Annotated in this window: 19 protein-coding genes and 1 pseudogene; 16 read left to right on the plus strand and 4 right to left on the minus strand. The window is 47.4% G+C overall.

The window, feature by feature from the left end; genetic code table 11:
* The first annotated feature begins 13 nt into the window (after positions 1-13).
* Positions 14-1,417, plus strand: a complete 1,404-nt coding sequence (locus ACTHPG_RS14345) for a polysaccharide deacetylase family protein (RefSeq protein ID WP_440390284.1) — start codon at positions 14-16, stop codon at positions 1,415-1,417.
* Between the two features lie 113 nt (positions 1,418-1,530).
* Here ACTHPG_RS14345 and ilvD read toward each other — a convergent pair whose 3' ends face one another.
* The 3 genes and pseudogenes from ilvD to ACTHPG_RS14360 form a co-directional block, all read right to left on the minus strand.
* On the minus strand, positions 1,531-3,216 hold the full coding sequence (gene ilvD, locus ACTHPG_RS14350) for a dihydroxy-acid dehydratase (protein ID WP_074096200.1): 1,686 nt from the start codon (positions 3,214-3,216) through the stop codon (positions 1,531-1,533).
* Positions 3,217-3,532: 316 nt separating this feature from the next.
* Positions 3,533-3,775, minus strand: a pseudogene (locus ACTHPG_RS14355) (KGG domain-containing protein); the annotation flags it as partial.
* 123 nt (positions 3,776-3,898) lie between these two features.
* Positions 3,899-4,939: an acyltransferase family protein gene (locus ACTHPG_RS14360; RefSeq protein ID WP_440390285.1), complete on the minus strand. Its 1,041-nt coding sequence runs from the start codon at positions 4,937-4,939 to the stop codon at positions 3,899-3,901.
* A gap of 221 nt (positions 4,940-5,160) precedes the next feature.
* On the opposite strand from ACTHPG_RS14360, the gene ACTHPG_RS14365 reads away from it, so the two are divergent.
* The 6 genes from ACTHPG_RS14365 (at position 5,161) to mgrA (ending at position 10,671) form a co-directional block, all read left to right on the plus strand.
* Positions 5,161-6,126, plus strand: a complete 966-nt coding sequence (locus ACTHPG_RS14365) for a sugar kinase (protein WP_440390286.1) — start codon at positions 5,161-5,163, stop codon at positions 6,124-6,126.
* Between the two features lie 89 nt (positions 6,127-6,215).
* Positions 6,216-6,881, plus strand: a complete 666-nt coding sequence (locus ACTHPG_RS14370; protein WP_017686833.1) for a bifunctional 2-keto-4-hydroxyglutarate aldolase/2-keto-3-deoxy-6-phosphogluconate aldolase — start codon at positions 6,216-6,218, stop codon at positions 6,879-6,881.
* Positions 6,882-6,973: 92 nt separating this feature from the next.
* On the plus strand, positions 6,974-7,738 hold the full coding sequence (locus tag ACTHPG_RS14375) for an alpha/beta fold hydrolase (protein ID WP_440390287.1): 765 nt from the start codon (positions 6,974-6,976) through the stop codon (positions 7,736-7,738).
* A gap of 64 nt (positions 7,739-7,802) precedes the next feature.
* Complete coding sequence (locus ACTHPG_RS14380) at positions 7,803-8,570, plus strand: HAD family hydrolase (RefSeq protein WP_440390288.1); 768 nt, start codon at positions 7,803-7,805, stop codon at positions 8,568-8,570.
* 274 nt (positions 8,571-8,844) lie between these two features.
* A complete protein-coding gene (locus tag ACTHPG_RS14385; RefSeq protein WP_440390289.1) occupies positions 8,845-9,585 on the plus strand; it encodes an NAD-dependent protein deacylase in 741 nt (246 codons plus the stop codon).
* Between the two features lie 78 nt (positions 9,586-9,663).
* Positions 9,664-10,671, plus strand: coding sequence for an L-glyceraldehyde 3-phosphate reductase (gene mgrA, locus ACTHPG_RS14390; RefSeq protein ID WP_440390290.1), 1,008 nt, complete (start codon positions 9,664-9,666; stop codon positions 10,669-10,671).
* Between the two features lie 82 nt (positions 10,672-10,753).
* Here mgrA and ACTHPG_RS14395 read toward each other — a convergent pair whose 3' ends face one another.
* Positions 10,754-11,728 carry an AraC family ligand binding domain-containing protein gene (locus ACTHPG_RS14395; RefSeq protein ID WP_440390291.1) on the minus strand — a complete coding sequence of 325 codons (975 nt, stop codon included), beginning with the start codon at positions 11,726-11,728 and terminating at the stop codon, positions 10,754-10,756.
* 153 nt (positions 11,729-11,881) lie between these two features.
* Here ACTHPG_RS14395 and ACTHPG_RS14400 point away from each other — a divergent pair, with 153 nt between their 5' ends.
* The 9 genes from ACTHPG_RS14400 (at position 11,882) to ptsG (ending at position 23,408) form a co-directional block, all read left to right on the plus strand.
* Positions 11,882-13,063, plus strand: coding sequence for a galactokinase (locus tag ACTHPG_RS14400; protein ID WP_440390292.1), 1,182 nt, complete (start codon positions 11,882-11,884; stop codon positions 13,061-13,063).
* 1 nt (position 13,064) lies between these two features.
* Positions 13,065-14,054: a UDP-glucose 4-epimerase GalE gene (gene galE / locus ACTHPG_RS14405; RefSeq protein ID WP_091020409.1), complete on the plus strand. Its 990-nt coding sequence runs from the start codon at positions 13,065-13,067 to the stop codon at positions 14,052-14,054.
* A 14-nt stretch (positions 14,055-14,068) separates the two neighbouring features.
* Entirely contained in the window at positions 14,069-15,667 is a 1,599-nt protein-coding gene (locus ACTHPG_RS14410) for a UDP-glucose--hexose-1-phosphate uridylyltransferase (RefSeq protein ID WP_440390293.1), read from the plus strand.
* A 161-nt stretch (positions 15,668-15,828) separates the two neighbouring features.
* Positions 15,829-16,416, plus strand: a complete 588-nt coding sequence (locus tag ACTHPG_RS14415; protein WP_440390294.1) for an MSMEG_1061 family FMN-dependent PPOX-type flavoprotein — start codon at positions 15,829-15,831, stop codon at positions 16,414-16,416.
* Between the two features lie 92 nt (positions 16,417-16,508).
* Positions 16,509-17,672, plus strand: a complete 1,164-nt coding sequence (locus ACTHPG_RS14420; RefSeq protein ID WP_440390295.1) for an iron-containing alcohol dehydrogenase — start codon at positions 16,509-16,511, stop codon at positions 17,670-17,672.
* Positions 17,673-17,890: 218 nt separating this feature from the next.
* Positions 17,891-18,427: a protease gene (locus tag ACTHPG_RS14425; RefSeq protein WP_440390296.1), complete on the plus strand. Its 537-nt coding sequence runs from the start codon at positions 17,891-17,893 to the stop codon at positions 18,425-18,427.
* A 64-nt stretch (positions 18,428-18,491) separates the two neighbouring features.
* Positions 18,492-20,048, plus strand: coding sequence for a flotillin family protein (locus tag ACTHPG_RS14430; protein WP_440390297.1), 1,557 nt, complete (start codon positions 18,492-18,494; stop codon positions 20,046-20,048).
* A gap of 166 nt (positions 20,049-20,214) precedes the next feature.
* Entirely contained in the window at positions 20,215-21,069 is an 855-nt protein-coding gene (gene glcT / locus ACTHPG_RS14435; RefSeq protein ID WP_440390298.1) for a glucose PTS transporter transcription antiterminator GlcT, read from the plus strand.
* Positions 21,070-21,356: 287 nt separating this feature from the next.
* Entirely contained in the window at positions 21,357-23,408 is a 2,052-nt protein-coding gene (ptsG, locus tag ACTHPG_RS14440; RefSeq protein WP_440390299.1) for a glucose-specific PTS transporter subunit IIBC, read from the plus strand.
* Positions 23,409-23,444: the final 36 nt, after the last annotated feature.

Raw genomic sequence — 23,444 nt, forward strand, 5'->3', positions numbered from 1 at the left:
GGGAGCTAGCAACATGACAATGATACTTCAGAGTATTCTACTGTGGTTATTGTATCTTTCATCTTTTTACGCCTTTATTCCTAGTTTGATCAGCAGGCTTTTTGGGTTTCGTGTATTCAGACGGGGAAGAAGTGAGACAAAATTTGCATTAACGTTTGACGATGGGCCAGATCCGCACTATACGCCAAGACTGCTCGATCTGCTTCATCATCATCAAGCAAAAGCCACTTTTTTCGTCGTGGGAGAACATGCTGCGAGTCATCCTGAACTCATTCGACGGATACATGACGAAGGTCATCTTATTGGCATTCATAATTATATTCACAAGACGAACTGGCTCATGCGGCCACGTACCGTTCGAGATCAGATTCAGCGAACAGGTCAGATTATTCATGAAGTAACCGGTGTGAAGACTTGTTATTATCGCCCACCGTGGGGCATTATGAATCTGTTTGATTTTTTTAGCAAAAAAGAACGTAAGATTGTATTGTGGTCTTCCATGTTTGAAGACTGGAGAAGCCGAGTGGGTGCCCAGAGATTGACCGAACGGATGCTGAAGGAGCTAAGAGGTGGAGAGGTCATGCTGCTGCATGATCGAGGAACGACCCTCGGTGCTGATGCACACGCGCCGGAGCAGATGCTTCAGGCGCTGGAAGTCGTATTACAGGAAGCTGAACGGTTAGGCCTGCAAAGCGTACGCGTTGATACGTTGATGGGAGGTATCACAGTGAGCGAATCTCAGAACAAAACGCAATTACAAACACCATTGAAGCTATGGAAGCGAATCGTTGTTGCTTTATGGCTGGGTTGGGAGAAGTTGTTCCACTGGGTATATCATCTGCGGACGGCTTCGCCAGAAGATCCAATGTTACATTTTCGATCCCGTGTATATCACGGAGCACGAATGGAGATGAGTGATGGCCATGTCATTCAAAACGGAGATCCGGTCATTGAACTGCATTTTGACAATCAGAAGTTGTTCGAACTTGGGGTGACCTCGCGTTCCAGCATGCATTTGGCCATTCGTATGATTCGGACGATGGAACAGCAATTGCCGGATTTGGCACGCATGGTGGCACTCGAACCTGAGTTACGCTCTGCCAAAGCCATATACGGTGTGAGTATGATTAACAGAGGGCCGGAAAAATTCGGATTCACCATACAAGAATTGCCCCCTGGACCGTTCAGTGCTGCATCCAAAGTATACCTGAAACTGCTCTTAAGTGTGATCCATCCGGCAGGAACCAAACGTCTGAAACAGCGTACCGAACAATTGGTACCCAAGATGATTGCCATGCCGCTGGATCACTTGATTGAACGTTACGGTCAACATACGACACAGGTCGCAGCAACGGTAGAAGAATCCAGAGATGAATCGTTGTTCATTGAACAAGAGATACTGCCAGAGCGGAACTAAACGGACTAATCACATCATATAGCAAAAATAAAAGGGTTGCCCTTCGCCAGATTTGGCAGAAGAGCAACCCTTTATTATTAGATGGTTTTCGATATTCATGCAGAAAACGTGAATTAGATACTCAGTACGCCACCATTGCTTGCATTGGTAACCAGTTTGGAATAACGAGCCAGGTAACCGGTTTTTACTTTCGGTTCAAAGCCTTTCCAACCTGCGCGACGACGTTCAAACTCTTCGTCACTGATGTGCAATTCGATGATACGGTTGTTCAGATCCAGCTCAATGATGTCTCCTTCTTCAACAAAGGCAATGGGACCACCCTCAGCTGCTTCCGGAGAGATATGTCCGATACTGATTCCGCGGGATGCGCCAGAGAAGCGTCCGTCGGTGATCAGACCAACTTTGGCGCCCAATCCCATACCTACGATCTGGGAAGTAGGAGCTAACATCTCAGGCATACCTGGTCCGCCTTTTGGTCCTTCATAACGGATAACAACAACATGTCCTTCTTTTACTTTGCCGTTAGCAATGCCTTCGAGCGCTTGCTCCTGGGAGTCAAAGCAGATGGCAGGACCTTTGTGGTATCCGCCAACCGAAGCATCAACCGCGCCGACTTTGATGATAGCTCCTTGTGGTGCGAGGTTACCAAACAATACAGCCAGGCCGCCCTTTTCGGAATGCGGGTTATCCAGATGGTGAATGACATTGGTATCCTGGATTTCTTTTCCTTCAACGTTCTCGCGGATTGTTTTACCAGTAACCGTAATACAGTCACCATGAATCGCGCCTGGTTTCTTGAGCAATTCGTTCAAAACTGCACTTACGCCGCCTGCATTGTGTACGTCTTCGATGTGAAGATCGGAAGCAGGTGCAAGTTTAGCAAGATGTGGAACGCGGTTAGCTACTTCATTGATACGTTCGATTGGATACTCGATGCCTGCTTCATGAGCCAGTGCCAGTGTATGCAGTACTGTATTTGTAGAGCCGCCCATCGCCATATCCAGTGCAAACGCGTTATCGATCGCTTCTACAGTAACGATATCACGTGGTTTCAGATCCATTTTGATAAGTTCCATCAGTTGCTTAGCGGATTGTTTAACAAACTCACGACGCTCAGGAGCAACAGCGAGGATGGTTCCGTTACCTGGCATAGCCAGTCCCATCGCTTCAGCCAGACAGTTCATGGAGTTTGCTGTGAACATACCGGAGCATGATCCGCAAGTTGGACAACCGAACTGTTCAAGCTCGAGCAAGCTCTTGTCGTCAATTTTACCAGCCTGGTAAGCACCTACGCCTTCAAATACGGAAGTCAGGGAGAGAGCTTTACCATTGCTGTCACGACCAGCTTTCATCGGTCCACCGCTGACAAACACGGTAGGGATATTACAGCGGAGTGCACCCATCATCATGCCGGGTGTAATTTTATCGCAGTTCGGGATACATACCATGCCGTCGAACCAGTGAGCAGATACAACGGTTTCCACGGAATCCGCAATAATGTCACGGCTTGGCAGCGAGTAACGCATACCAATATGTCCCATGGCAATTCCATCATCTACACCGATGGTGTTGAATTCGAATGGAACGCCACCGGCTTCACGAATAGCATCCTTTACAATTTTACCGAATTCCTGCAGGTGAACGTGGCCGGGCACGATATCGATGTAAGAGTTACATACGGCAATGAATGGCTTGCCGAAATCCTCTTCTTTAACGCCCGCTGCACGGAGCAAACTCCGGTGCGGTGCACGGTCAAAACCTTTTTTGATCATATCGGAACGCATCTTCTTGGCTGACATGGTGTATTTCCCCCCAAATATATAATATTGAGCAACATGAATGGAAAAGTAAATGGCAGTGCATCTGTCGTTTAATTTCATCCGTACTCTAAAAAAGGACCGGTTTGCCGGTGTCGAGCTCCCCGTAGTTTGTGAAATTCTTTGCTGCTTTAAACCCGTGAACACCCGGTTTTTCTATTGAGTCTATCACAACCGTCGTCATATTTCTACAATCAATAGAAAGAAGCCTCAAACCATTTTCATGGAATTAGACTTCTTGATTTGCGGGAAAGCTATGATCATGTTTCGATGTGGCAAGGGGAATTCATCAGTTGCTTCCGCCTTTGCGTCCAATCTCACGATAGAATTCCTTGGTATGGGTTTCGGAGGTTGCTTCGCCGCCCTTGCGGCCAATCTGCTTGTAAAAGTCGGTGTCATGGGCATCTGAAGTCGCTTCGCCACCTTTTTTTCCAATCATCTGGTAGAAGCTTCGATCATGGTTCTTGGAAGTGGCTTTACCACCTAATCTGCCGGCTTCCTCACGGCTCATCTTGCGTTCTGACGTCGGTTGACGTGCCATTACAAATCACTCCTTACAACTATAAGTTGTTTTTTGTAGCGCGTATCCCTAATTTACCACATCATTTCCAGCCTGAAACAACACACCAGACCAGAATCGATGGAGAAGAGATCCGTCAGAGCGTTAGGCCGACCGTTTAAACAGCTCATGCCGATTAATAGAAAAGCGGGATATATCCGGTTCAATAAAGGGTTTGAACGTGTGACGTACAGCCGGCAGAGCCAGGGTGACTGCGAAAAGTACGGCGATGACAAGTATGACTGGAATATACGCCGAGCTTCCCATATAACTATAGACCCCAGACCAGATCGCAAGACGAACGAGAAACCCGTGCAGCAGGAATACATAGAGTGTGCGCCGTCCGAGATCCGTCAGTCTGGAAGTCAAGGAAGGTACCCAGGCCAAGAAAAGTGCTGCCGATGCAATCTCCAGCAAGTAGACACCCATTCGGAAGATTCCGGCATACCATTCGTGGTGGCCCAGTTCAGCGTACGTCATGCTGCCGAGTAACCATCCCGATGAAATATTCAAACCGCCATACCCGATCCATACCAAAAGTGCAGCGGAGAGCAGCGCTGAGGTTCTTCGTCCCCAACCGGATAATAAACGAGAGCGAATGGATGCTCCATAGTCATAACCGATGACAAAGAACGGCAGAAAGACAAACGTACGGCTGAAACTGAGCCAGAACCCGTCGATGGGTAGATACCCGGCAATGACACCGAGCGCAATTGATCCAATTAGCCGATAAATCGGTTTCCATGAAATTGTAAGACGAAGCAACAGTCGCCAACAGAAATGACTCGCGAGAAACCATAACAGCAAGTAAGGTGCAAAGAAAGATAGCCGCATATGGGGTGTGTGGAATACGGTGAAATCCATTAATGCGTATAAGGACTGAAACAGTACATACTGTAGTGCAATCTGCTTCAGCACGTTTCGCCCAGAGGCACCTTGAAGTGAGTGTGTCGCAAAATACCCGGTTACCCATACAAAGAGCGGCATGTGAAACGTATATATCCACAGGAACAGAGCTTCCGCTCCTGCAAAGCGTGTGATGAGTGGTTCAAGTGCATTACCAGCTAGGACACAGACGATAAGCATAAAGCGCAGATTGTAAAAGAAAGATTCCTGATCATCCCGGATCAGTGTCTGATTTTTCATGATGTAGCCCCCTTTAGACCCTGGTTGCCAGGTCATTTGCATCTGTAATAAGGGTAATATGGATGTGCATTATCTATTGTGATTTAATTCACATTAGTAAGCGCTATCTATTCTCAAAGCTGTGACAACAAAATGAACGCTACGGGATTGACAACGGTTGCATAGAGGATGACAATAGTAACAGAAGATGAGGAAATGTAAATATAAGGAGGGAAGAAATCATGTCAACGAGTCCCTATCCAAGCCCGGAAATTATTACGTTTGGAGAGAGTATGGGTTTGCTGACTGCCAAGGATACAAGAGGGCTGGAATATGCAGCCACGCTGGACAAGTCTTTCGGGGGTGCCGAGAGCAATCTGGCCATTGGCGTATCCCGGCTCGGTCATACCAGTGGCTGGTTTGGACGTTTGGGCAATGATCCGATCGGCAGCATGATTCTGAAAGCCATTCGCGGTGAAGGCGTAGATGTATCGCGGGTAAGGTTGAGTGATCATGAGCCTACTGGTTTGATGATTCGTGAGAACGCTTCCGGGAAAGCCTCGGTGCATTATTATAGGAAGCTGTCTGCTGCAAGTGCGATCACACCTGAAGATCTGGATCCCGGTTATATTGCCGGGGCAAAGATATTGCATGTTACCGGTATAACGGCAGCGATTAGCCAGTCTGGACTTGCTACGGTAGAGGCTGCCATACATATTGCCAAACAGGCAGGGGTGAAAGTAAGCTTTGATCCAAATCTGCGTCTCAAACTATGGTCTGCGGATGAAGCCCGTCCAGTGTTACTTCGTTTAGCTGAACTGGCGGACTACTTTTTACCGGGTCTGGACGAGATGAAGCTTCTATATAACGAAGATAATGATCAAAAAGTACTTGAGCGTTTATCTTCCATGAATGCTGTGTGCATCGTGAAGGGTGGTCCTGATTTGACCTACGTATTGGCGAATGGTACCCTAACGGAAGTTCCGTACTTTAAGGCGGATTATGTTCTGGATACGGTAGGAGCAGGAGATGGTTTCTGCGCGGGATTTTTATCGGGTTTGTTAAAAGGATACTCCCCGCAGGAAGCAACCCGTCTCGGCAATTTGACCGGTTCCATGGTTATACAGGCTGTTGGCGATTGGGAGGCGCTCCCGACGTGGGGGCAGGTCGAAGCCAAGCTGAACAACGTTGCCCATGTTGAGCGGTAGTCGCTGCTGAAATCATATATGGCTCATCTTCGTTCTTATAATGTAAGGCTTGTATACACAACCACCACATTGACAAGGGAGAGAATGAAATGAAGAAACTTCAGCTGTTACAAAAGATTACGGACAATGGGGTTGTGGCAGTTCTGCGTGCAGATTCTGCTGATCAAGTCATTGCCATGGCCGAGCAAGCGATTGCGGGTGGCATTAAAGTTATCGAGATTACGATGACCGTACCCAGCGCTCTCAAAGCCATTGAAAAATTAAGCCGTGTATACCATTGGAACACACAAGATCCAGAGAAATTCGCAATTATTGGTGCGGGAACCGTGCTAGAACCGCAAACGGCAAGAGCGGCCATCATGTCTGGTGCCGAGTTTGTAGTCGGACCTTCCCTGAATCCGGATACTGTTCAGATCTGCAACCTGTATCGAATTCCGATTCTGCCTGGTGTGATGACAATTGCTGATGTTCAACGCGCATTGGAACTCGGTGTGGACATTGTGAAGTTGTTCCCGGGGAATCTGTATGATCCTTCGATTATCAAAACGATGAAGGGCCCTATGCCGCAGGCAAATTTCATGCCAACTGGAGGGGTTTCCTTGTCTAATCTGGGGGATTGGATCAAGGGTGGAGCAGTGGCCGTTGGTATCGGCTCCGACTTGACATCGGAAGCTGTGAAGACGGGTGACCTGAGTCATGTCCGTCGCAAAGCGGAACAATATATGGATGCTTACCGCAAGGCCAAGGCTGAATAATACTTTTCAATTCGGAGAAAGGGAGCCTGATGAACAAGGCTCCCAATTCTGTGAGCCGCGGCACCTGCGGAAGTGAAGAAAGGTGATTAACGTTGAGAAATCGGTATAATACAGGGCGCAAGAAGAGGGGCATCGGGAAATTCCTGCTCGTACTTCTGGCGCTCATTGTCATTGGATGTGGATTTGTTGCGTGGAAATTATTCACACCCTACGGTCCACAGGAAACAGCTCAAATGGCCATGGAAACAGCCAATCAGGTGACTGTGAGCGAACAAGAGAACTGGATTGATTTTGTGCCAGACAAACCGACGGGTAAGAGCGTTCTTTTCTACCCCGGCGGACTGGTAAAACCGGAAAGTTATGCGCCGCTTGCGCATGAGTTGGCTGCTGCCGGTCATCATACCATTATAGCCAAAATGCCAGTCAATCTGGCAGTACTCAAGCCGAACTTGGCAGATGAGATTCTGGCCGCATATCCTGACGAACAATTCGTTATGGGTGGACACTCTCTCGGTGGGTCCATGGCTGCACGATATGTAGCCGCACATCCTGATGCACTACAGGGCATCTTCTTCTTGGCTTCCTACCCGGATGAAAAAGGAAGCGTAATGACGCTGGGAATACCTGCCTTATCCATTTTGGGTACTAAAGATGAGGTTGTGAATATGACCAAGTATCAGAGTGGACGTATGTATTTGCCAGCGGAGACGGTGTACTACACCATTGAAGGTGGAAACCACGCCCAGTTCGGTGATTATGGTCATCAAAAAGGGGATGGCGAGTCGGAAGTGAGTGGGGAAGAACAGCTGAATCAGACCGTCAAGACAGTGCTGGCCTGGTTAAGTACGATCAAGTAGGTTTTGATTATTCTGCATTAAGGGCTGTATGCATATATAGCATAACTTGATGGAGGTGATACGGATGACCATGCTTCAAGTGAATGGAGCGCAGATCCCATGTACAGGTATCCTGTTTGACAAAGATGGAACACTGCTGGAATTTCTCCAGCTATGGGGACCGTGGGCAGAGACGTTGCTCAATCAGCTACAGTCACGTATGAAGGAGCTTGAAACTTCATTTACAGTTGAACGGGAGCACGTTCTGGGCACCATTCATAATGCAGAAGGTCATATTGTCGGCTATGATCCGCAAGGCCCGCTCGCTATTGCAACTGTTGATGAGTGCACAGGATTGCTTGCCGGGCAGCTATATGCAGCAGGAATGCCATGGAACGAAGCGATCACAACGATACGCCAATTCTCAAGTGTAGCCATGAGATCGGTACGAGAGCGCAAATCGGCTCAGCCGATGTCAGGATTGCTGGATTTCTTGCAGAGTTGCAGAGCAGCAGACATACCTATGGCTGTCGTCACTTCAGATAGTACAGCAGCAGCAGAGACACATCTGGATTGGATGGGAATCCGTTCCTTTTTTACATCCATTGTAGGCTGTGATCGGGTGACCAAGGGCAAACCGGATGGAGAAGCAGCACGCTTGGCTTGCCGTGAATTACATATCGATCCTGCGGAGGCCGTTGTAATTGGAGACAGCAATGGGGATATGCAGATGGGGCGGAACGCAGGGGTAGGCTATTCGCTCGGTTACTATCCGCAGTTAGATCAAGGATCGCACCTGGTTGATGCCCATGCCATTATCCGTCATTATAATGAGATAAGCGTAATTATATAAGCACCATTTAACTGCTTGAACGATATGAATTGATTTAAATATTTACACGAAGCGGAGAGGGCAGAAATAACCTGAAGAAGTGGATCGTTCGTCTAAAAGCTTTCTGAAAGAAAGCTACATCAGAAGCATATGCTATCACCCGATTTACCCTTTATAAAAAAGGAATCAAAAAAATCTGGGGATAACAGCGATCGGAAGGTTGTTCTGTCATCGGAGTGGTCAGTGTAAAATATTCTTTAGTTCAATTTATATTGTATATAAAGGAGGAGAGAGGATGAACGCAACTGAACAACTGGCTGCCTGGATTCAGGAAAGTTCCCGTATTGTTTTTTTCGGAGGGGCTGGGACTTCAACGGAAAGCGGGATTCCCGACTTCCGTTCGGCTGCGGGTCTGTATCAGACGGAGCAGCACTCGCCTTATCCACCTGAAGAGTTGTTAAGTCGACATTTTTTTGATCAACATGCCGATATTTTTTATGATTTTTATCGAGGTAAAATGCTTCATCCAGATGCGGAACCGAATGGGTGCCATCGACTGTTAGCCCGTCTGGAGCAGGAGGGAAAACTTCAGGCAGTGATCACGCAAAATATCGATGGACTCCATCAGAAGGCAGGCAGCAGTAATGTCATGGAGCTACATGGCTCAGTTCATCGTAATGCCTGTATGGATTGCAAGCAGTTTTATGCGCTGAATGATATTATACAATCCCAAGATACCGTACCTCGCTGTACCGCATGCGGTGGTGTGATCAAGCCGGATGTGGTGCTATACGAGGAGGAGCTGGATCAGACGACATTGTATCGTTCCATTGATGCACTGTCTTCCGCAGACCTGTTGCTCGTGGGCGGCACGTCACTGACGGTATATCCAGCAGCCCAGTTAATTACGTATTTTCAGGGAAAACATACGGTTCTTCTTAACGCCACACCTACTGCCTATGACCGTAGAGCGGATTTACTGATTACACAGCCGATTGGTGAGGTAATGAATGATGTGGACCAGCTTCTTGGTTAAACGTATGGACTGAATAACCGCATTCTCCGGCATAGACCGGGCACAAGAGGCGGAACCTGGGGAAAGAAGGGATTCATAATGGTCTACGTAGCAAGCGATACTCGCTATGAAACGATGAAATATAACCGCGTTGGGCGTTCAGGTTTGAAACTGCCAGCGATTTCACTGGGGCTTTGGCATAATTTTGGCGGTATCAATAACGCTGAGAATGGCCGTAATATGATTACCCGATCATTTGATCTGGGTATTACACATTTTGACCTTGCCAACAATTATGGCCCACCAGCAGGTTCGGCAGAGCAACTCTTTGGACAGATACTGGTCCAGGATCTGAAACCTTATCGGGATGAACTGGTAATCTCCACCAAAGCGGGATATTATATGTGGCCTGGGCCGTATGGCGAGTGGGGTTCACGCAAAAATCTGGTATCCAGTCTGAATCAGAGCTTGAAGCGTATGGGCCTGGATTATGTGGATATTTTCTATTCCCATCGCTATGATCCTGAAACGCCTTTGGAAGAAACAATGATGGCGTTGGATCATATTGTTCGCTCGGGTAAAGCCCTCTATGTAGGGATCTCCAACTATCCTGCAGAGCAGACGAGACAGGCCGCCGAAATTCTGAAAGGTCTGGGTACGCCCCTGTTAATCCATCAACCGAAATACTCGCTGCTGGATCGCTGGATTGAAGATGATTTGCAAGATGTTCTGGATGAATATGGAGCAGGCAGTATTGCCTTCTGTCCGCTGGCACAAGGTGTGCTCACGAACAAATACTTGAATGGCATCCCGGAAGATTCACGCGCCAAAGGACCATCGGTATTCCTGAATGAGAACAACATTTCTCCAGAGACGCTCCGCAAAGTGCGTGCACTGAACCAGATTGCAGCTGCCCGTGGTCAGAGCCTGGCCCAATTCGCACTCTCCTGGGTTCTGCGGAATGGCAGAGTAACTTCTGCGCTGATTGGAGCAAGTCGTCCTTCCCAGATTGAAGAGAATGTGGCTGCACTCAGCCAGCTGGATTTCTCTACAGAAGAATTGGAACGGGTCGAATCCATTCTGTCTCCAGAGCCTGATGACAAATAAATAATGTGCAAAAGGTGCATCTTAGCCATATTGGCGGAATGCACCTTTTTTGTCGTATATGATTCTTTGACCGTTATGCTGCTCACCGTTTGTTTTGTTGAGCATTGTTCTGTAATCCCTGATGTCTTGGGCGGGACAGTATTTTCTCTCGATACAGGCTTGGCGCTTCACCGTGAAATCGTTTGAACTGTTTGGAGAAATACAGCGCGTCTGGCAGTCCGACCGATGCAGATACCTGTTCGATAGACAGATCCGGGCGTTCTCTGAGGAGTTGACGCGACTTGTCGATCCGCAGTTTTAGCAGATAAGTGACTGGCGAAAGTCCGGTTTCCTGTTTGAAAATACGGGATAGATACGCACGGTTGTAGCCGAGACTCGCAGACATTTGTTCAATGGAGACAGGATAGGCATATTGGGTGGACATATATTGAATCATCTGTTTCACCGTACGTCGGATGGAGGATTCACCTGGAATTAAGGTTTGGCCCTGCGAAAGGTGATTCTGTGCTTCAGCTAGAATCATATATAACGTACCCAGTGATGTGAAATGGGAGCTTTCTTTGCGCTCGGCAAAAGCATCCTGCATCACGGACAACCAATCGGATATTCCACAAGAGGGCCCGGCATGAAAAACGGACTTCTCCGGGCGGAATCCCGCTTCCTCGGCATGCTGTGCAGCCTGGCTGCCTGTAAAGGCAATCCAGCGATATTGCCATGGGTTGCGGGCATGAGACTGGTAGCTTACCAGTTGCCCGGGATGAATGAGGAAACAATCACCTGCGGATAACTCGTAGGTGTGCAGTTCGGTACGGAACGTACCCGCCCCTTTTTCTACATAATGCAGCAGATAATAATCAAACAATTTAGGTCCGAGGGCGTGACCCGGAAGGGTCTGGCTTGCGCCGGCAAACAGGACATGCAGTGCCCCTTGTTCATAATAAACGGGATTGGAGGCGACTGAATAACTGAGTGCTCCGCTTTTAACGGAAGGTGGTTCCTGTGTTCTTTCAATACTGGATGTAAGAGAGTCTTTCTTGGCGTTGGATCGATCTGCCATAGTTGTTTCCTTCTTTCCGGGATGCTCCGATCATTATACGCCTTAAGGTCACATTTATCCATATGAAACACACATGGTTGCATTACAACGGGTATCGCTTTCTTATATAATAACATTAAGAAAACCACAACAACGAGGCGAGGTGCACCAGCAGTGAACGTAACTGAATTGAAACAAAAGTTTATTGAGAAGTACGGAGATAGTGGAGCGGACATCCGTGTATTTCATGCGCCTGGGCGTGTGAATCTGATCGGTGAGCACATTGACTATAATGGTGGATACGTGCTTCCGGCAGCACTTGAGTTCGGCACAACATTAATGATCCGTGAGCGTCAGGACAACAAGTTGCAGCTGGCTTCGACGAACATGTCTTATGAAGGAGCACTGGATATTCACACCATTGGCAAAGAGAAAACGGAAGAATGGACCGACTATCCTGTTGGTGTCATGGTTGAATTGCAGGGCAAAGGCGTAAATGTAACGAAAGGTTACGACTTCCTGTACCACGGTGAGATTCCGAACGGGGCAGGACTTTCATCATCTGCATCTCTGGAGGTACTTACCGGATTCGCGATACAGTCTCTGGAAGGCGTGTCGGAGATTGATACGGTTCAACTGGCGCTCCTGTCGCAGAAAGCAGAAAATGAGTTCGTAGGTGTTAACTGCGGAATCATGGATCAGTTCGCGGTTGCAAACGGTGCGCAAGATCACGCGATCCTGCTGATGTGTGACACACTGGAGTACGAAAAGGTACCTTTCCGTACAGGTGCCTACAAATTGGTCATCGGTAACACGAACAAACGCCGGGGTCTGGTAGACTCGGCTTACAATGAACGTCGCTCTCAATGCGAGCAGGCACTTGCCATCTTGAAGGAACAGCTGCCTGCACTGAATTACCTGGCTCAATTGACGCCAGAGCAGTTCGTAACACTACAGGATCAGATCAAGGATGAGAAAGTAAGACAGCGCGCACAACATGTTGTGGAAGAGAATGCACGTGTGCTCGCATCGGTCGAAGCATTGCAGCGTAATGATCTGGGAACCTTCGGCAAATTGATGAACGCTTCTCATGAATCACTTCGCGACTTGTACGAAGTAAGCTGTGATGAACTGGATGTTATGGTTGAAGAAGCTCAGCGGATTCCAGGCACGCTTGGTGCCCGAATGACTGGCGCAGGATTTGGCGGTTGTACCGTATCGCTTGTGCATGAAAATGATGTCGAGCGTTTTGTAAGCGAAGTGGGCGCTGCATATGAAGCACGTACCACTCTCAAAGGTGATTTTTATGTGTGTGGCGTAGGTGACGGTGTTAAAGAATTGAAGGAGGCGAAGTAAAATGGCAATTTTGGTGACAGGTGGAGCAGGGTATATTGGTTCTCACACGGTAGCGGCATTGTTGGAACGTGGGGAAGAGGTTGTTGTACTGGATAACTTGCAGACAGGGCATCGTGAAGCGTTGCTCGGCGGTAAATTATATGAAGGGGATCTGCGTGACAAGGAAATTCTGGCAAAGCTGTTCGCTGAGAATTCAATTGATGCAGTCATTCATTTTGCAGCGAACTCACTCGTTGGCGAAAGTATGAAAGACCCGGTTAAGTATTATGACAACAACGTGTTTGGTACACTGTGTCTGTTGGAAGCGATGAATGCAGCAAATGTACGTCGTATCGTCTTCTCTTCCACGGCAGCGACCTACGGTGAGCCTGAGAAAGTGCCAATCGAAGAAAGCGATCGTACAGAGCCAACCAACGTTTACGGTGAAACGAAACTGATGATGGAACGCATGATGTCATGGTTCGATAAAGTTCAGGATATCAAATACGTGTCTCTGCGTTACTTCAATGCAGCCGGTGCTCATGAGAGCGGTAAAATTGGTGAAGATCACCAACCAGAGAGTCATCTGATTCCACTCGTACTGCAAACAGCATTGAAACAACGCTCGCATATCGCGGTGTTTGGTGACGACTATGCAACAGAAGACGGAACATGTATCCGTGACTACATCCACGTGAGCGACTTGGCTGATGCACATCTGCGTGCAGTAGATTATCTTCGCAAAGGTGAGAACAGTAATGTGTTTAACCTGGGTAACGGCACAGGATTCTCGGTAAAACAAGTGATTGAAACAGCTAAAAAAGTAACGGGCCTCGATATCCCGGTTGTACAGGAGCCACGTCGTGCAGGTGACCCCGCAGTGCTGGTCGCTTCATCTGCAAAAGCGAGATCCGTTCTGGGCTGGAATCCAAAATGGACCAATCTGGAAGATGTCATTCAAAGCGCTTGGAGCTGGCACCAATCACGTCCTGACGGCTACGGAAAAAACTAGGAGGCGAACACCTTATGTCACAGACTCATATTGCAGCAGGTGCCACAGAGCGGACACCGGAGCAGCAGGAAGCACTGCATGCCATTGAACGTCTGGTTGCATTTGCCTTGCAGAAACAGTTAATCGAGGAAGCAGATTGGGATTACAGCCGCAACCTTCTGCTGGAACAATTCGGATTCTCGGAGCCTTATGCCGGCGAGTTGGGCACCGCTGTGCCCGATGGCCCACAGGCTATGCTGGATACATTGATTGATTATGGATTTACCATTGGACTCATTCCTGAAAATAGCGATACGTTCCGTGATTTGCTGGATGCCAAAATCATGGGTCATCTCATGGCACGCCCATCCGAAGTGGTACGCGCCTTCCGGCACACGGAGCAGACAGAAGGCATTGAGGCGGCTACATCCCAATTCTATGACTTGTCGATTAACTCCAACTACATTCGGATGGACCGGATCTCGAAGAACGTATACTGGACACAGGACACAGCCTATGGAGACATGGAGATTACGATTAACCTGTCGAAACCGGAGAAAAGTCCCAAGGAAATTGCCATGGCGAAATTGCTTCCGCCACCGGTCTATCCGAAATGCCAGTTGTGTCGCGAAAATGTAGGTTACGCGGGTCGTGTGAATCACCCGGCCCGCCAGAATTTGAGAGTTATTCCACTGGAGCTTAACAACGAACCGTGGTTGTTCCAGTACTCGCCATATGTGTACTACAACGAACATTGCATCATTTTCCATCATGATCATGTGCCGATGAAACTGACCAAAGATACGCTGCGCAGACTGCTTGCCTTTGTCGGGGAGTATCCGCATTACTTTATCGGATCCAATGCGGATCTGCCGATTGTAGGTGGATCCATTTTGACACATGACCATTTCCAGGGTGGTCGTCATACGTTCGCCATTCAAAATGCACAGCCAGAAGCGGTCTTCCGCCATGCAGATGCACCTGGACTTACACTGAGTCTCGTAAAATGGCCGATGTCCGTGATGCGTCTGTCTTCACACGATCCTGCAGAGCTGCTTGAAGCGGGTAACGCAGTATATGAAGCGTGGAAGCTATATAGTGATTCTGCTGTGGATATCGAAGCATTCAGTGAAGTGGACGGCGAACAAGTACCGCACAATACGGTAACACCGATTGTTCGTCGTAGTGCAGATGGTGGTTATGAGATGGATCTCGTTTTACGGAACAATCGTACAAATGATGTGCATCCTGAAGGGATTTTCCATCCGCACCGTGAGATGCACCATCTCAAGAAAGAGAACATTGGTCTGATCGAAGTGATGGGACTTGCCATCCTGCCAGGTCGTTTGAAAGAAGAACTGGACAGTATCGCGGATATCCTCGCTGGAGATGCCAAGCTTGCTGAGGAAGCCAAAGCTTCTGAGCATGTCTTGAACAAACATCTGGGCTGGGCTGAAGAATTGATTGAGCGTTTCGGGCCTAATCTGGATAAAGAACAAGCCGTTGCGATTGTACAACAGGAAGTCGGTTTGAAATTTGCAGAGATTCTGGAGCATGCAGGTGTCTACAAACATGATGAAGCAGGACGTCAAGCTTTCCGTCGTTTTGTGAGCAGCATGGGATACACTGAATAGGAATCAATAGAATGAACCAAACCCAAGAACACACGCTCAATCAGGAGGGGTGTTCTTGGTCGTTCTTAACATTTGTACGCATTGGAATGAACTCCCGGGCAAGTTATAATGGAGAGAAGTCCTAGAGCGACACAATAAATTGAGGAAATGGGGTTAATCACTTGGAAAAGCAGGCATTGGATATTCCGTTGATTACAGATGCTGAGGAACTGCAAGGCATGGTGGGTGAACCCCATGAACATGTGCGTAACAAGGCAATATCATTTGTGGATTCACATGTTCAGAACTTTCTATCCATGTCACCATTATTTTTCCTTTCCACGTCCGATCATGATGGGAAAAGTGATGTGTCACCACGGGGCGATGGAGCTGGCTTCGTCAAAGTGTATGATACATACCGGCTCGTCTATCCCGAACGCCCAGGCAATCGGCGGATCGATTCCTTGTTGAACATGTTGTCTAACCCAGGTATTGGTATGCTTTTTTTGATTCCGGGTCTGAATGAAGTGCTGCGCATTAATGGTAGAGCATCGATCACCAAGGATGAGGAATTTATCGCTAGCATGGGATGGAGTGGCAAAACGATAGGTGCTGCTGTCATTGTAGATGTGGAAGAGTGTTTTATCCATTGTCCACGGGCATTCAAACAGGCTGGATTATGGGCATCTGAAACTTGGGTAGCACCTGAAGATTTGCCTTCCACCAGTGAGATGTTCCGAGCCCATCTGGAGATTAACGGGTTGTTATAAAGTGAGTGGCTATCGATTTGTTTTTCTATAAACGGGGTACTATAATTGGAGTTGCACAAAAATTCTAAACTCCATTGGAGGCGACAATAGATATGAGATCTTTTCAATTTTATAATCCAACCCGTCTGATTTTCGGTAAAGGGCAACTGGAAGCATTAAAGACAGAAGTACCGAAATACGGTAAACGGGTTCTGCTTGTATATGGTGGCGGCAGTATCAAACGCAGTGGGCTTTACGATCAGGTGATCGGATTGCTTAAGGAAGCCGGAGCAGAAGTGACTGAACTGGCTGGCGTGGAACCGAACCCGCGTCTTTCTACGGTGCATAAAGGGGTAGACCTTTGCAAAACGAATAACATTGACCTGATCCTGGCTGTAGGTGGCGGTAGTGTTCTGGACTGTTCCAAAGCTATTGCGGTAGGTGCTAAATATGACGGCGACATGTGGGATTTTGCTCAGCGCAAAGCTGTTGCACAGGACGCTCTTCCACTGGGTACGGTATTGACGATGGCAGCAACAGGTTCGGAGATGAACTCCGGTTCGGTTATTACGAATCAGGATACCCAAGAAAAATTGGGTTGGGGCAGTGCATACTCATTCCCTGCATTCTCTATCCTGGATCCGGTGAATACATACACGGTTCCACTGGACCAAACGGTATACGGTATGGTCGATATGATGTCTCACGTATTGGAGCATTACTTCCATCTGGATGCCAATACACCGGTTCAACTGGGCTTCTGTGAGACGATTCTGCGTACTGTCATGGAAGCAGCACCGCGTCTGGTTGAAGATCTGGAGAACTATGAACTGCGTGAAACAATCCTGTATTGCGGAACAATGGCACTGAATGGCGTGCTGAATATGGGTCTCGCAGGGGACTGGGCAACACATAATATTGAACATGCCGTATCCGCAGTATATGATATCCCACATGGTGGTGGACTTGCGATCTTGTTCCCACACTGGATGAAACATAACCTGGATGTCAATGTGGACCGCTTCAAACGTCTGGCAATTAATGTATTTGAAGTGAATCCTGAAGGCAAGTCGGACAAACAGATTGCTGAAGAAGGTATCGATGCGCTGAGCCAATTCTGGACATCCATTGGTGCCCCTAACCGTTTGGCTGATTATGATATCGATGATAGCCAGATCGATGTTATGGCTGATAAAGCCATGTTGTTTGGTCCATTCGGTAACTTTAAGAAACTGCAACGGGAAGATGTTGTATCGATCTACAAGGCCTCTCTGTAATTGTATAATCACTGACAAGAGTAGACACATCCTGTTGTTCAATAGCCGCAAGTCTCCTTCATGGGGACTTGCGGTTTTTTTTATGTAATACCCATTATCGACTCCAGAATACATTTGAGGAAAGATTTTGAAACATTTTAATGTTAACTACGTATTTATTTACATGTGGAATGCCCAGTTAGGATGAATTTGCGGCAGAGGAGAGGAGGAACAAGGGGATGGAGACAATTTATTGGGGGTGTCTAATCGGAGGAGCAATATTTGCGGTTGTCAGCCTAGTGCTAGGTGACTTGATTGACGGCTTGCTGGACGGAGCCTTCGAAATGCCAGGTCTTGATTTTTTCAAACCCGTTGTGTTAGCGGGTTCCATTACAACATTCGGTGGGGCAGGCATTATGTTGACACGTTACAGTTCATTAAGTGCCATGTCGGGTCTAATATTATCCCTTCTTATAGGTATAGCTGCAGCCATGCTGGTATTCTTCGCATATATCAAACCGATGCGTAACAGCGATGTCTCGATTGCATTTTCAATGAAAGAGTTATCTGGGAAAATCGGGGAAATTACCATTCCGGTGCCGGAAAAAGGTTTTGGCGAAGTGATGATCCGCTTTGCATCAGGTAGCACGATTCAAACGGCATCCAGTTTTGAACACCTCCCCATTGCGGTGGGAGCCCGTGTAGTTGTAGTGGATGTTGTAGATGGCGTATTGCGTGTGTCAGAATGGGATGAAAATGTACTTAAAGATTTATAACGTATTTCAATCACTTAAGTAGCTTAAGCACTCATCATGATTAAATTAAGGGGAGAGATGTGGAATGGAAAATTTGAATTTGAATTGGGATGTATTATTGATTCCAATAGTTGTGGTTGCTGTAATACTGATTCTGGGTTTGGCTTTCTGGGCGAGATACAAAACAGTTGGACCGGATGAGGCTATGATCGTTACGGGATCATTCTTGGGTAGCAAAAATATCTCTGATGATGATTCTGGCCGAAAAATTAAGATTGTTCGTGGTGGCGGTGCATTTATCCTGCCGGTATTCCAGCAATCCGAATTTATCTCCTTGTTGTCCCACAAGTTGGATGTCTCCACACCTGAAGTGTACACGGAGCAAGGTGTTCCGGTTATCGCTGATGGTGTCGCTATTATCAAGGTGGGTGGCGCTGTAGAGGACGTTGCTACCGCAGCCGAGCAATTTATCGGTAAACCTGTGGATGCGCTGAGAAGCGAAGCACAGGAGGTACTGGAGGGGCATTTGCGGGCCATCCTCGGTACAATGACGGTAGAAGAAGTATATCGGAACCGGGATCGATTCGCACAAGAGGTTCAAGGCGTAGCCGCTAGAGATCTGAAGAAAATGGGACTGCAAATTGTCTCATTCACCATCAAGGATGTTCGTGACAAACAGGGCTATCTGGATGCTCTCGGTAAACCGAGAATTGCTGCAGTGAAACGGGATGCCGAGATTGCTGAAGCGGAAGCGATGCGTGATGCCCGTATTCAGAAGGCCAATGCGGAAGAGCAGGGACAAAAAGCAGAGTTGCTGCGGGATACCAATATCGCCGAGGCAGCCAAAGAGAAAGAACTGAAAGTAGCCACGTTTAAACGGGATCAGGATACAGCCAAAGCGGAAGCCGATCAGGCGTACCATATCCATGAAGCACGTGCTAGACAAACCGTAGTCGAAGAGGAAATGAAGGTCGAACTCGTTCGTAAGGAACGGGAAATTGACCTTCAGGCTAAGGAAATCATCGTTCGTGAGAAGCAATATGACGCCGAAGTAAAGAAAAAGGCAGAAGCAGATCGTTATGCAGTAGAGCAGGCTGCCGAAGCAGACAAAGCTAAAAGAATGCGTGAAGCAGATGCAGTACAGTACTCCATTGAAACACACGCCAAAGCTACAGCTGAACAGAAGCGACTTGAAGGTCAGGCTATGGCGGATGCTGAACTTGCAAAAGGTACAGCGGACTCCGAAGTTATCCGTTTGAAGGGACTTGCAGAAGCTGAAGCGAAGGAAAAACTGGCCGAGGCGTTCCAGAAGTTTGGCGAAGCGGCTGTACTCGATATCATTGTCAAAATGCTGCCTGAACTGGCTGGCAAAATTGCAGAGCCGATTGCATCTATTGATAAACTGACGGTGGTAGATACAGGTAAGGGTGAAGGTGCCACACGAGTGAGTAACTATGTTACCGAACTTATGGCTACAGCTCCAGAGATGCTCAAGAGCGTATCCGGCATTGATGTAGAGCAGCTGATTAAAGGCCTTACCAAGTCCAAATCACCTGCCCCAGTTGCCATTCAACAGAGCGAGGCTGTTACAACTCCTTCTATAATCGACAAGATTGTGGAAAAAGCTGGAGTTGACGAGTAAGAAGCACTTCGAATCTTGCATGGTTGCTCTATTGACCTTAAGGCGAATTTTTGTTACTTTTTAAGCGAGACGTCCGGCGCGGTTTGCCCGCTCCGGGTGTCTTTTCGTTCGTAACAGGGTGTGACTTAATCGCACCTAAGAAGGTGTGAAAAAAGAGGTGCAAACAATGAGCAGCCTGCATGTAGATAAAGCGCTAAATAATAATGTAATCATTGCACAGCATCCTGAACACGGGGAAGTCGTTGTTATTGGTAAAGGCATTGGCTTTAACCGAAAGCCGAGTGATCACATTCCATTGATGGCTGTGGAGAAAATGTTCATTTTGAAAAACCAGCAGGAGCAAGAGCAGTACAAACAGCTTCTTCCACAGGTGGATGAAGCACTGATCGAGATTATTAACGAAGTTATTACGTATATTGCAGAGCGTACGGATGTTCCTCTGAATGAACATATCCATATTGCATTAACCGATCATATTTCTTTCGCGTTAAAACGCAAGGAGCAGGGCATTGTCATACAAAATCCATTTTTATATGAAACCCGCGAGATTTATCCTGAAGAATATCGAATGGCGGATTACGCTGTTCGTCTGATCAAAGAGAGAATGGGCGTTGATTTGGGGATGGACGAGATTGGTTTTGTTGCCCTTCATATCTATAGTGCAATGACCAATCAAAATATATCCCAGGTACGTGAACATTCACAATTGATCACTGATTTGGTGAACCTGGTGTCCGATCAACTCGATTATTCGTTTGAAACGGAATCGCTTGATTACTCGCGTTTGCTGACTCATCTTCGTTTCGCCCTAGAGCGTGTTCGCCGTGGAGACAAAGTGGAAGAACTTCATAAGTTGGATTCCCTGCTTAAGTTGGAGTATCCCGAAATGTACTCGCTTGCATGGAAACTGACCAAAGTGATGGAGAAAAGGCTGAAGCTTCCAGTTTACCCTGCCGAAGTAGGGTATTTGACCATTCATCTGCAACGGCTTAATCAGCGGAAGGAAGAAGAGAATAAGTGAAATCATTCCAGTGATGGAATGCCAGAATTATTTTTTTGGTGTAAAGGCTTGCAATGGATTGTAACTGGTGCTACAATGGTGTCCGTAATCAAGCAACTGAATAAACATAAGCGACGTGTTACTGACTCGATCAGGCATGAGTTAATTAAAGTGTGATTGTTCTTTCCTTGTACAGGGTATGCTATACCCCAAGGTTGGCACAGTTAACTTTATTAATTCATGCCTTTTTTGTGTTTCCTTGCTTGCATCACGACATACAAACTTAGACGAAAGGGAGATACGACGCGATGTTTAAAAAGCTTTTTGGTGTATTGCAAAGAGTTGGTAAAGCTCTTATGTTACCTGTAGCCATTCTGCCAGCGGCAGGATTGCTGCTCGGAATCGGTAACATGCTGGTTAATCCAGATTTCTTGCAATATGTAACGGCGCTCGACACCCCTTGGGTGAATTCGATCGCAACAATTATGATGAACGCGGGTCAGATCGTATTCGATAATCTGGCATTGCTGTTCGCCGTCGGTGTAGCCGTCGGATTGGCTGGTGGCGAAGGGGTTGCAGGTCTCGCGGCCATCATCGGTTATCTGGTTATGAACGTCACATTGGGTACCGCGGTAGGGGTTACTCCGGCAATGATCGGTGAAGTGCCAGGCTATGCCAGCATTTTGGGTATCCCAACATTAAGTACAGGCGTGTTCGGAGGTATTATCATAGGTATCGCCGCCGCGCTGTGTTACAATCGATTTTTCAAAATCGAACTGCCGTCTTACCTGGGTTTCTTTGCCGGTAAACGATTCGTTCCGATTATCACTTCGGTTGTATCCCTCTTGCTTGGGTTACTTCTCGTAGTTATCTGGCCACCGATTCAAAATGGGTTGAATGCTGTGTCTCACTTCATGGTAGATACAAGCCCGACATTGTCGGCATTCATCTTCGGAGTTGTGGAACGGTCACTAATTCCGTTTGGTCTTCACCACATTTTCTACTCTCCATTCTGGTTTGAGTTCGGTGAGTACGTGAACAAAGCTGGAGATGTCATTCGTGGTGACCAGCAAATCTTCTTCAATCAATTGCGTGATGGTGTGAACCTCACAGCGGGAACGTTCCAAGTTGGTAAATTCCCGTTCATGATGTTTGGTTTGCCAGCGGCCGCTCTTGCGATGTACCATGAAGCAAGACCGGAACACAAAAAGTATGTTGCAGGTATCATGGGTTCAGCCGCGCTGACCTCGTTCCTGACAGGTATCACAGAACCACTTGAATTCTCGTTCCTGTTTGTAGCACCAATCCTGTTCGCAGTGCACTGTATCTTTGCAGGTTTGTCTTTCATGACCATGCAAATTCTGGGTGTTAAGATCGGTATGACCTTCTCCGGTGGGTTCATTGACTTCCTGATCTTTGGTATTATTCCGAACCGGACACCATGGTGGGACGTTATTATTGTCGGATTGATTCTTGCGGTAATCTATTACTTCGGTTTCCGGTTTATCATTCGCAAATTCAATCTCAAAACACCAGGACGTGAAGAAGCAACGCCTGAAACCGAATCTGGCGGAGGATCTGGTTCAACGGATGACCTGCCTCATAACATTCTCGAAGCTTTTGGTGGCAAAGAGAATATCAAACATCTGGACGCTTGTATTACTCGTTTGCGGATTGAAGTTAATGAGAAATCCAATGTGAAAAAAGATCGTTTGAAACAATTGGGTGCATCTGGTGTGCTTGAAGTGGGTAATAATGTTCAAGCCATCTTCGGAACCCGTTCCGACACGATCAAATCTCAAATGCAGGATATTATCGCAGGTCGAACACCAGCGCCAACGCCAGTAGCTGCCAAGCCAACTCCAGAAGAGGAGAAGGCGCAGGGTGAGCAAGGCGAGCGCATCGTTGCTGAGGACATCGTAATGCCAGTCAATGGTGAATTGCTGGACATCTCGAATGTACCTGATCCCGTGTTTGCCGAGAAAATGACAGGTGATGGTTTCGCAATTTTGCCACATGATGGCACAATAGCTTCTCCTGTGTATGGTAAAGTGTTTAATGTATTTCCAAGCAAACATGCCGTGGGTATCATGTCCGACGGAGGCAAGGAAGTGCTTGTTCATATAGGTGTCAATACGGTGAAGCTGAAGGGTCAAGGCTTTAACGTACTGGTACAGGAAGGTGATCTGGTATCGGCGGGTCAGCCGATTATGGAAGTTGATCTGGAGTATGTCAAAGCGAACGCTCCATCGATCATTTCACCAGTTATCTTCACCAACCTGCCAGAAGGCTCCACGGTAACCCTGAAGAAGAGTGGAGTGCTGAAAGTTGGCGATCAGCCAATCATTGAGATAAAATAAGAAGTGTTACGACAATGGCAAGCAAGTGTAAATATA

It is taken from the genome of Paenibacillus sp. SAF-068 (assembly GCF_051967555.1).
Lineage (GTDB): Bacteria > Bacillota > Bacilli > Paenibacillales > Paenibacillaceae > Paenibacillus.